This window comes from Sphingomonas sp. CCH9-E2, assembly GCF_001557215.1.
Classification (GTDB): Bacteria; Pseudomonadota; Alphaproteobacteria; order Sphingomonadales; family Sphingomonadaceae; genus Sphingomonas.
Map to the genome: position 1 here is coordinate 1 of NZ_LSJM01000161.1, position 10,395 is coordinate 10,395.

Consider the following 10,395-nt stretch of genomic DNA (forward strand, 5'->3'; position numbering starts at 1 on the left):
GGCGGGATGTCCGCGGGGACGGGGGCAGGAAGTACTTCGGAGGCAGGTTCGGCGGCGGCTTCGTCGGCCGAAGGGTACACCCCCCAATCGCCAATTTTGGCGCGCACGCTGTCGTAGAAGGCTAGCGGATCACCGGCCACGACGAGCCCAGCGTCGCTCGCGCCGATGGTCACCGTTTCGTCGAAGCCGTCGCCATCGCGGTCGCGAGCGCCGCTTCGAGGACTGTCGTCGACGATGATCAAGCGGCCGCGCTGGTCGACCGTTACGCACGGAGCTGGATCGAGGATCGCGGCCGCCACGCGCTCATGGATGGAAGACCATTGGGATTCCCGGCCCTTTACGTCTGGATGCTGCGAGTAGACGCGCATGCCGAATCCGATGATGGATAGCAGCAGGTGCTGGAACCCAAGCGCCCATGCCTTTGGCTGTCCTTCGTGCGGCAGCATGCTTCCTAGCAGGCGGGCAAATGTCCGTGCTTGCTCGAGCGCGTCGTTGACGTCGGAAGCAGGGAAGACAGAGCCTGGGCGACACTTGACCTCGATTGGCGTGAGATGGATGCGCACCGAGCCTCCGACCAACCTAATCCCGATGACGAGGAGGTCCGGCCTGGAAAGGGTGGCGTCCTTGCGATCTTGCCTCAAGGTCCTTGCGAGGTCGTTCAGGTATCCACGAAACGGGTCCACGGGCACGATGATGCAAACGGAAGCGTCTTTCTCCGTTCCCGCGACCACGGGAAGTAGACTCTCCCCGATGTTCGAGACTCGGAAGCGGTCCTGGAGCAGCCGCACCGCGACAAACATCCCCAGGTCGCCCGTGGCACCTGCGTTATCGCCAGCAAGGCCCCGGATGGTCGGGATGCCGCGCCGCGCAATTTCGAGGAGCACGTCCTGCACGCGGTCCGCCTCGATGCCGGAGCATCCGGGCAGCCGATCCAGCGCGCGGGCCAGCGCCTCGCGGTCCGCCTGCTTCACTTTGGACAGCAGATAGTACCCATTCGTATCGCCGGCGCGATGGGAATACGACGGCATGTCGTAGTCCCACAGGTAGGCGTCCTCCAGCCATCCTCCGAGAAAGCAGGCCGGGTCGATCGCCGATGAAGATACAGCGACAAAGTCGGTGCTGCGCGTTTCCAGCATATCGCGCACGGCGTTGACGTTTGGCGCGAACCGCATCCCGGTACGGCGCTCGCCGAGGCTTTCCATCGTCCCGATGCATGCCGCGACCTTGTCCGCGAGCACGTCGCCCGAGGGAGTGGCAGGTACCGACTGCCTCGTTTCGCTGAGAAATGCGCCTGGAAGCTGCCGCCTAACGCGGTGCCGCAGGAGAGCGCCGTGGCCAAGGGGCGAGCGGCCATCCACGGCCGCCCCGCTTGGCTCGGACATGTCGAGCTGGGCAATGATGCCGAGGTCCGGCCTGGCCCGCGAAGGCTGTCCCTCAAACCAGCGAACGCTGTTCCGGGTGTCCTCGGCAAGGTTCGCGATGGTAGCGTCGTCCGGGCGCGATACGGCATCGCGATGGTCGAATATATCGACGAAGCGCGACCCGACGGACTGCCGGGACGTGCGCCCCTCCGCCTGGCGGAAACGCTCGGAGCTCCAGCTAATTAGTCCTTCATTGCATGCGTCCGTCGTTCCTCCTGCACTTGCCACCACGACACCCACGACAGGCTTTGCGGAAAGCAAGCCAGACACGTCCTCGAGTGCGCGCGCAACTTGTGCAGCGCTGAACCCGATCGAGATGCCGCCGACCGAAATTCCGAAGGCCTCGCCGAATGGCGCCTCGCGAGAACGCGCTGGCAAGCGCCCCAGCCGGTCGCCGTTCCACATTACGGACCAGTAGTCGGTGCCGTTCTCGACCGCGACGAAGTCGACCTTCTCGATTCCTCCCGGCGAGCGCAGCGACAATGTCAGGAGGTCCGGCACGCAGTCCGGGTCAAGGACACTCACTGCCGGACACGGACGGCCGCCCGTATCCGCGTCATACAGGACGCCTTGCGCGACAGCATGCCAGGCGATCCGTGCGGGGTGCAGGGGGGACAGGAGTATGGCATCGGGCACGCGCGAAATCGTGCGGCGGTCGCTTTCCAGCGAGGCGACGACGACGACGTCGACCCAACAGGCCACGTCCGGTTCCGCGGCGAGCCACGCTTGGTAGGCATCGAGATAGCGCTCCACCAGCGCGCCAAAGCTCTCGTCGTTTGCGAGCCATTTGCCGAACTCTGCTGATTCGCAGAGGCCGGTCTGGTCGCCTTCGCCCCGAATGCGCGCAGCAATCGCCTGTCGTGCCTCCACGAAACCCTCCGGGGGCTGGAATTCGGAAGCAGTGGGGCGTGGATCCTGGAGGAACCGACCGGTTGACAAGACAGGCCCGTTTCCGACGCCCCACTTCGGTTGCACCCATGCATCGACGTAGTCGTCAGCAATGACGAGCGGCAGGTAGGAGCATGCCACGGCATTCTCGGCCAGCATCCAGTCCTGGAGGCTCGATGCACGCGCACTCCTGTTAAGCTGTACCACCGGCTTCGCATCCGCCGGCTCGATGACGCGGCGGTTGGCACGGATCAAGCGCTCGAACTCACTCCTGCAGCCTTGCTCCGCGACCTCCTCGACCACGACGAAGACTCGGCACTTTTCGTGGCCAACCGAGCCGTCCGGCGCCTGGCGGCTGAAGGAGATGTCCACCTGGTAGTTGCTGTCGGCTTCCACTTCTAGCTGGAGGAAACCGTCGCGCACGGCGCGCACGCTGATTTCTTGCGACCCATCCGCGCGTTCGCTGGCATCGTCCGCAGTCCCGCTCGCCACTGGATCGACACTGACCCCGGGCGACGCAAAGACGAGCAATTCGTACCTCCCGCCCCCGGGGACTGAGAGGCTGGTCTCCCATTCTGGGGCTCCTCGTGCGCGCCGCGAAGGCTTGCGCGGCGGCGTGAGCTTTCGCGCCACGCGGCACGCGACGAAAATGCCCGGCTGCCAGGTGGCTAGCGAGACAACCTTTACCGCCCCCGGCTTGAAGCCATCGGCCGACGCCACGTAGCGGATCGGCGATTTGTGTGGCGGCGGAGCATTGTCCACGAGTACGGACTCGCCCTCGCCGACCTGCACCTCGCCTACGAGGGGACCGCCAGGTCCGCCGGGACGACGCTCGAGCGTCACGACGGTGCCGGTCGCGTCCGGGCCCACTGTCTCGAAAGAAAGCGCGACGCTCGCCTCCACGACCACCGGCATGCCCTTTGCTGGCGGCAGGAGCCAGTTGGAGCACTCCATTCTTATGTCACCGGTGGCGGCTGCGTCTTCCGTCAGCAGTTCGGACCACTTCTCGACCGTCAAGGCGCGCCACCAAGCCGGTGCCGCCGAAATCTCCAAGTCATCTGCTGGGCAATAGAAGGCGGCCGTCGCCCTCTCGAACGCGGTTGGCAGGTCGCAAACCGAGCGGATGTGCGCGAGGAAGGCATCGAGATGGGCCGCGTCGTCGTCAGACGCACCTTCCTGCGCACGCCGGACTCCCGCGCCGAACCCGTCGGCGACCGCATCTGCAATCTTCTCCAACGTCGATGGCTGGTCCCGGGACGATATGGACCCGTCAGCCATCGGCGGCATGCCGCACGCCAAGCTGATCCTTTGGCCCGCGCGTAAGTCGCTCGCCCCTGGAACCGCAGAGAACAGGCGCGAGAGGACTCGCCACGCGGCCCCGCGTTGCGTGCGTTCGGTATCCATCTCGTCCGAGGCAGCAGCTGCCCGCCCGACAAGTGCTACGGCTTCCTCGATTTCATCCTGCGCTTGCAGGCCAGCCAGGCCGGCCCCCGCGCGCGCAAGAGACTGGATGAATCCGTCGGCCCACCAATCCTCGAACGGCACGTTGCCGCCATTGTTGCTGGCCGCGACACCGAATTCGTCGGTCGTCGAGGTCACCGACCGCATGCTGTGCTGCCCAGGCGGCACTAGCGCAACGAATGTGGGTTGCGAGGGATGGTTGCGCAGGTTCAGCAGGTGCGTGTCGTCACACCGGCCCGACGCACCGATGGCGGGGTTTGCTTCACCGGGGCCAAGCCTCGGCAACTGCAGGAGGATCGGTATCCCGGTCGCCGCGGCCGCTCCCTCGACTACGCGGTCAAATACCGCCTCCATTATCGAAAGCGGCGGACCATGGAATATGAGGCGGACCTCTCCTTCGCCACCCGAGAGCGCCTGGGCGATCCTTTCCGACACCAGGTCGGCAATATGCGATGCAAGCAGGTTCATCACACGGGCTCCACGGCCGCGAACGGCGGGACAAGCAACATTCCGCTCTCGGCATCTGGGCTATCCAGTACCAAGCCAAGCATTCGCAGCTGGTGGCCGAGATCGTTGGTGGCAATGTCTCGGTGGTCGACGGCTAGTCCGTATCTCGCGAGATGTTGCGATAGTCGATGCACGGATCGTGGTCCCGTGGTGCTGGCAAGGGCACAATGGACGAGGGCAAGCACCGCGACGGGCCCCAGGCCTACGACCCAGGGACTCGAGTTGCTGGTGCCTCGCTTCCGCAAGGCATATCCTTGGTCATAGCCGCGCAATATGGGGCTGGCCGCCTGGCGTTGGCCGAGGACGTGGCGTGCGAATTCCATGATGTTCGAGCCAATTCCCTTCTTGCACAGCAAGGCACGCGTCTCTCGCTCCCCGACTTCGGCGAGGGTTTCCATGAGCCGGCGTGCTTCGAGCGCCGATCGACTTTCGTGCGTTTCCTCGCAGAGCGACGCGATTCCCTCGGCCGACGACAGCGACCGCGGGCGGTCGCCGTTCTCGGCCTGCAACGCCCACAGCACTGCGTTCAGGCCGAGGCGGGCTTGCAGGAATGCAGAAGCGCGGTCCTTAATCCCAGGAAGTGCCCGATCGCCATAGGAAAGGAAGGTGAAGGTTGGTGGGAAAACGAGCGAGCGCACCTCGGCAGCAGTCGCCGGAGCTGCGCCAGTCGCGGCTCGCCGGATGCATTCCCACGTCCTGGCGTGAACGTCGCAAAGCCAGGCTACATGCGCGACGGCCGCGAGCCGAACGACGGCCTCGAGCAAGCTCGTCCACTGCCTCCGCGTCATTGCGTTCTTCGCCGCGATGATCGACTGTAGGTCCCGGACAAACTGCCGCGCGGGGTAGCTGGCGTCGCCACGGTCGTTCGGGTCAAGGTTCGCCTCGCCAGCGACCTCGAATGCTCCCCAGGTGGGTTCCGGCACCCATGCAGCGATTTCGGCCTGGAGGAAACGGGCAAAAATGTCATCTTCCTCGGTCACCGAAAGCGCATCAAAGAGCGAACGCCAAGTCTCGGAAGCACGATCCTGATCTGGTGATCCCAGCCAGATCATGCGCCTGACCAGGGCACCGGCCGGCCAAGAATTGCTGCTGAGGCGCGCCGAACCAGAGAATAGGGCAGCTTGCGGGACCAGAGGCGTCACTTGGACGAACCGCTTCGAAGACTGGTTAGGAAGCTTGGGGCTCTCGAGCACGGAGTGCAGCAATAGGTGGAATGCGTCAGCATCCAGGGCCGCGTCGCCCGGGCTCCTCGACTGGTTCCTGTAGCGCTCCACCTCGCGATCGAGCTCGCGGCCTCGCTGCGGAACGGTGCGTTCGGTCGCCTCCAGGAAGCCCGCTTGTCGGTAGAGCGAAGACAGGATCACCTCCGAGCTCGCGTACTCGGGAGCAGGGGACATGGCCAAGGCGGAGTCCTGGTATGCCTGGTGGGACGTGCGCCAGGGTTCGTCGCGAAACCGCTCCAGGGTCATCGGGCTCCACCATCCTTGCGGGTTGCAAACCCGGTACGTCGTTGCACGACCGTGGTCCCGCTACGGCCGATGCGAATGCGGGCTCGGTCGAGCACGGCACGGTCGCGGACAATTGGCCCGGACAGGCGGGCACGCGTCGTATCGAGCAGCGCCAGGACTGTTCGCGGCAAGGAGGCCACCGACATGCCCTGCTCGAGTTCCTTGACGGCCTTGAACAATTCGTAGGTCAGCGCGATCGGCTGGCCAGAGCGCCCATCCCCCACCAGCAGGAAGCAAATGGGAGATGCAGGGCGACCGGGCGCCCTTTCCTCCACCGGCTTCACCGATCGCGACGGGACAACGAGGGTCGCGCGGCGGATGGCAGGCGGCAACGGCTGCCCGAACGTCGTCGTGAGCGAGATCTCGAAGTCCTGATTGACATTGAGCAGTTGCTCGACCTCCCCAGCGACATCGAACAGGTCATCGCCGGCCTCGTCCTCCACCACCCGTTGGAATTGCTGGAGTATCTCGGCGTCGCGAACCGCGGCGCAACGGGCCCCCAGCGATCGCCGCGCCAGGCGACATGCAAAATCGCGCACGAGGCGCTGCACGTTTGTCGCGGCGGCGGGGCGCTTGCGCCGAATGGCGGCGACGGAAAGCTCCGCGTCCAATCGCCCGAGGCGCTCGATCAAATCCACCTCTATCCGAGAGAGGATCTGGAGGCGGCGAAGATATTCCAGCCCTTCGCTGACTGACCGGCTGAAGCGGACGTCCACCTCGCGGAGTGCAAAACGCGTGTTGCGCGTTGCCTGGACCTCGGTGTCGGGATCGGCGAGCGCCGGGTCGAGTAGGTCGGCAAGCCCCTCGAGCGCGTCGCTGATCATCGTCGGCAAGTATGGCGATCGGCGCGAAGACAGAAACCACTGCAAGCCCATCGCCGTGTTGTCGTCCTCATAGCCGAGGTCTCTCAGGTCCTTGAGCAGTGCGGGTCCAGCATCACGATCCCAGCGGTGGAAGAGCGCATGTTGGTATTGGGCGGCAACTAGGTGGAAGATCGCCGTTGATTGCTCCTTGGCCGGACGCCCGCCGCGACTTGCCTGTTGATCGAGCTCCACCATCTTGGCGGCCCATTCACAAGGTGCCAGGCCCGTTTCGCGAGGAGAGACGCGGTGCCCGGCCAGCAGGTAGGAGACGAGCGAAAAGAGGTCGCGGAAGCTCCAGCGCTTCGCAGTACCAACCTCGAACCAACGAAGCATCTGGAGAAGCGAGGCTTGCTCGCGGTCGCGAGCCAAGCGTTCCCGGCTACCACAAAATGGGCAAGAAGCCCCCGCAGCGCAGGTTCCCGCGGCCGGCCAATCGGATTCTTCGAGCGCGCGTAGCAACAGGCGGCTGGCTGGAGCCTCGCCGCCTTCGACGGGAGGCAATAGGAGGGTTTCGACGTCCATCGGCCAGACCGCGACTTCGGGGAACTCGTCCAGCGGCCAGCAGGAAGGCGCGTCGGGGGAAAGGCTAACGGCACGCGTGACCGCCTCCAGAAGCCGGCGGGGACGGTCCAAGCCCTGGTCTATCGCCTCGATCAGCGCGTCGTCGAGGATTCCTCGATTGACGCAGCATAGGTAGGCTTCCCGCGACTGGGCGCCCATCATTGCGTTGAGTTCGTCGAGCAGCGCTTGCGCCGCAACCCTACCCGAACCGTCAACAACTGCGGATGCGTCCTGTACGATCGAGAGGGCAAGCTCCCGCGGCGGCGTCCCGAGCGCCCCGGCGTCGATACGCACCAGACGCGGCACTGGCTTGCCTTCCGGCGGAAAGAACTCGTCCCTCAAAGCACGAGCCAACGAAGCATTCCCGCCCAGCGCACGGTCAAGCCAGCCAACTACCGATTCAATGGCCTCCGTCTTGCCGTTCCCTGGGCCCCCAACGAGGAGCAAGATGCGCGGTGTTGAGCCGGGCGCTTCAACAACCGCGGTGCTCCAAGCCTCGAGGCGGTGCAGCAGGTTCGTTTCGAATACCGCCTCGCCCGGCCGGCCGCTTGCCGCGTCAAAAAGGCGACGGACGCCGCCTGCCCGGTTTCCGGCCCAATTGAGCAACTGCGCCGGAAACGGCGCTGCGCTAATTTCCACGGTCTATCCCCCCTATCCCGCGGCAGCGGCTGCCCCTGTCTCGCGGCTTCCGAAAATCGATTGCGTGAGCTCGACCTCGTCGAGGAGCCGGCGAAGGGCAACGCCGATCGCGCGCGCAAGGTACGGAGGCACGGCGTTCCCGACTTGCGTGTAGCGGGGGCACTCCTTCGTCCGCCGGGTGCCGCCGGTCGTATACTTGCCGCGGAAGACGAACCAGTCGGGGAACGACTGCAGGCGCGCGTACTCGCGAACTGTCAAAATCCTGGGCTCGGAGTAGTGAAGAATGTCGTCCGGAAGCGTCGTCACTGTCGGGGCTGGCTCGGCGCCGTCCATCGGGTAGATGCGGTGCTTCTTGAGGCCGTAGGTGCGACGGCTTTCGTCGTCCATGCGCACGCCCTTCCGGCACTCTTGGAGGATGCGTGCGAAGCGTTCCCGCACATCATCCCGGTGCCGGGCAAGGCGCATGCTATCCATCCTGCCCGTGTGGCCAGCGTGCATAAGCTGCTGGTATGGCGAGCGAGGACCGTCGTATGCCGCCTCCTCGAACCGGGGCGGGGACTCCGGGTCAAGGCAAGGGACGGTCGGCCGCCGCCCCACCTCGAGATCCGAAAGCGCATCCGACGAACTGACCGCGGAGCCAAGCCCAAGCTCCTGCAGCTGCGCAGCGCGAGATTCCTCGAGCAGATCGAAGAAGCGCTTGATGCCTCCGTCGAGCCACTCGCAAAGATCCTTGCGAATACCGATGGCGATCAGCCGGGACCGCTTCTGCGGGACGCCGTAGAGCGATGAATCCACGAGCATCGACGATACGCGGTAGTTCGCCTCGTCCAAGCTATCGACCAGCTTGTCATAGAAGGACTTGGAGCGCTCCGGTTGGCTACCGTGTAGCTCGATGACGTTGCGGCGAGCGTGGGCCACCTTCATGCCAGGGACGTTTTCAAGGACGAGCGCCTTTGGCTGCAGGGCCTCTACGACCTCGACGTACTTCTCGAAGAGGAGGTTTCGTGGATCGTCTTCGACACGTCTGCCAGCGAAGCTGAAGCCTTGGCAAGGTGGACCGCCCGCGAGCACGTCGATGGCCCCTCGCATTGCTACGAGGTCATTCTTGTGCTTCTCGAGTACTTCTTCGATTCCCCAGGCGCGCTGTTCCAGCCAGGAAGGCCAGTCGAACGTCGCCTTCATATCAGTCCGGTCCAGGAAGTTCGCGGAAAAGGTCCGAAATGCCATTTCGTCGCGCTCAATCGCGAAACGCCCTTTCAGTCCTGCCAGTGAAAAGCCAAGTGAAAGCCCCCCGCAGCCAGCAAACAAATCAGCGAACCCGTAAGACTTCATCGACTACTAGCCACCCCTGGATTGCTTGTCGGTCGCCGGGTTGGACGCCGATTCAAGGCAATGCCCCTTCCTCGTGGGCCGACAAGCGCTAACGCGCTGCGACCGCCCGCGAGGATTGCTGGCCGCCGCAGGCACTCGAACGATAGCAACATTGCCCTGGCGGGGCCATCCCGAAGAGGAGATATCGGAACGTCCATTTTCGCATACGGCTTCGCAATCCGATAGCCATTCCCCAGCCACGCGGCCCAATGGGAAACGAGCAACTTGTTCCATCTTTGTTCTATTTGACGGTGCGCGTCAAGCACGTCGATTCCACCTCCCGTCCGCAGTCAGGAAATGGACGGGCCCTGGCGGCCCCGCCCGATGGTCCAGCTGATGCCCTCGGTGCGCAGGATTCCCGAGACTCTTTTGCCGGCATGAGGCTCGAGCACGGGCCGCCACGGCACCAGCGTGAAATCATGGGCGCGCTCGACGAGCGCGAACCGGCCGCTCATGAGGTCGAGCCGCCGCCGGTAGATGCCCTCGACATGGCCGCCCGACTGGTTCTCGACGAACGGGAGGTCGAGCTCGCGCGAGAGCGCCGCCGCCACCCGCAGCAGCTCGCGCCGGCGCAGCGTCTCGATCATGCCCGGGCGCGGCTCGAACACGCCTGCCCGCTCGCTGCCGAGTCCCTCCTCCACCAGCCACTGCCGGCGCCGCGCTTCGGCATCGCGCACCGCGCTCCCGAACCCCGCATCGCGCGCGGGCGCGTCGGCGGGGCTCAGCAGCCGACGGTCGAGCCAGGTCGCGCCGTCCGCCGCCGCCAGCCGCTCTAGCGGCCCGGCCGCGAGCAGCTCGACCGCAACCGGACGCGCGCGCACCTGCGCCGTCTCGAACCGCTCGACCCGCTCGAGATGGTCGGAGGCGATCCGCCAGCTCCCGTCGGGCAGGCGCTCGACGCCCGCGCCGCCGCGCCGCAGCGCTTCGAGCCGGCGGACATGGCTCCGGGCGAACGCCTCGCTGGCCTGGCGGTCGTGGGCCAGGTGGGCGTCGATGTCGTAGCGGCCGCCATTGGCGGCGGCGACGGCGGCGGTCGTCCGATCTACCTCGCGCACACCGGGGCGACTGGGCGCGACCCGCACCACCGCGCCCTCGCCGACGCCCTCCGCCGGCTGGCGCCCGAGCGCGACATAGTGGCTGCGCCCGTCGATCCCGTCGACGATGAGGTAATGGCGG

The 10,395-nt window shown here is 65.5% G+C and carries 5 protein-coding genes; all 5 read right to left on the reverse strand.

Going from position 1 to position 10,395, the window contains the following annotated elements; all coding sequences use genetic code 11:
- On the reverse strand, positions 1 to 4,238 hold a 4,238-nt coding region (locus tag AX681_RS08465), incomplete at its 3' end, for a hypothetical protein (protein ID WP_066682052.1).
- Positions 4,238 to 5,746: a hypothetical protein gene (locus AX681_RS08470; RefSeq protein WP_066664278.1), complete on the reverse strand. Its 1,509-nt coding sequence runs from the start codon at positions 5,744 to 5,746 to the stop codon at positions 4,238 to 4,240. The genes AX681_RS08465 and AX681_RS08470, both read right to left, overlap by 1 nt.
- On the reverse strand, positions 5,743 to 7,848 hold the full coding sequence (locus AX681_RS08475; protein ID WP_066664275.1) for a hypothetical protein: 2,106 nt from the start codon (positions 7,846 to 7,848) through the stop codon (positions 5,743 to 5,745). The genes AX681_RS08470 and AX681_RS08475 overlap by 4 nt, the downstream gene beginning before the upstream one ends.
- Before the next feature lie 12 nt (positions 7,849 to 7,860).
- Complete coding sequence (locus AX681_RS08480; protein ID WP_066664272.1) at positions 7,861 to 9,180, reverse strand: DNA cytosine methyltransferase; 1,320 nt, start codon at positions 9,178 to 9,180, stop codon at positions 7,861 to 7,863.
- 329 nt (positions 9,181 to 9,509) lie between these two features.
- Positions 9,510 to 10,395, reverse strand: an 886-nt coding sequence (locus tag AX681_RS08485; RefSeq protein ID WP_156456058.1) for a DUF3363 domain-containing protein, incomplete at its 5' end; no start/stop codon positions are given.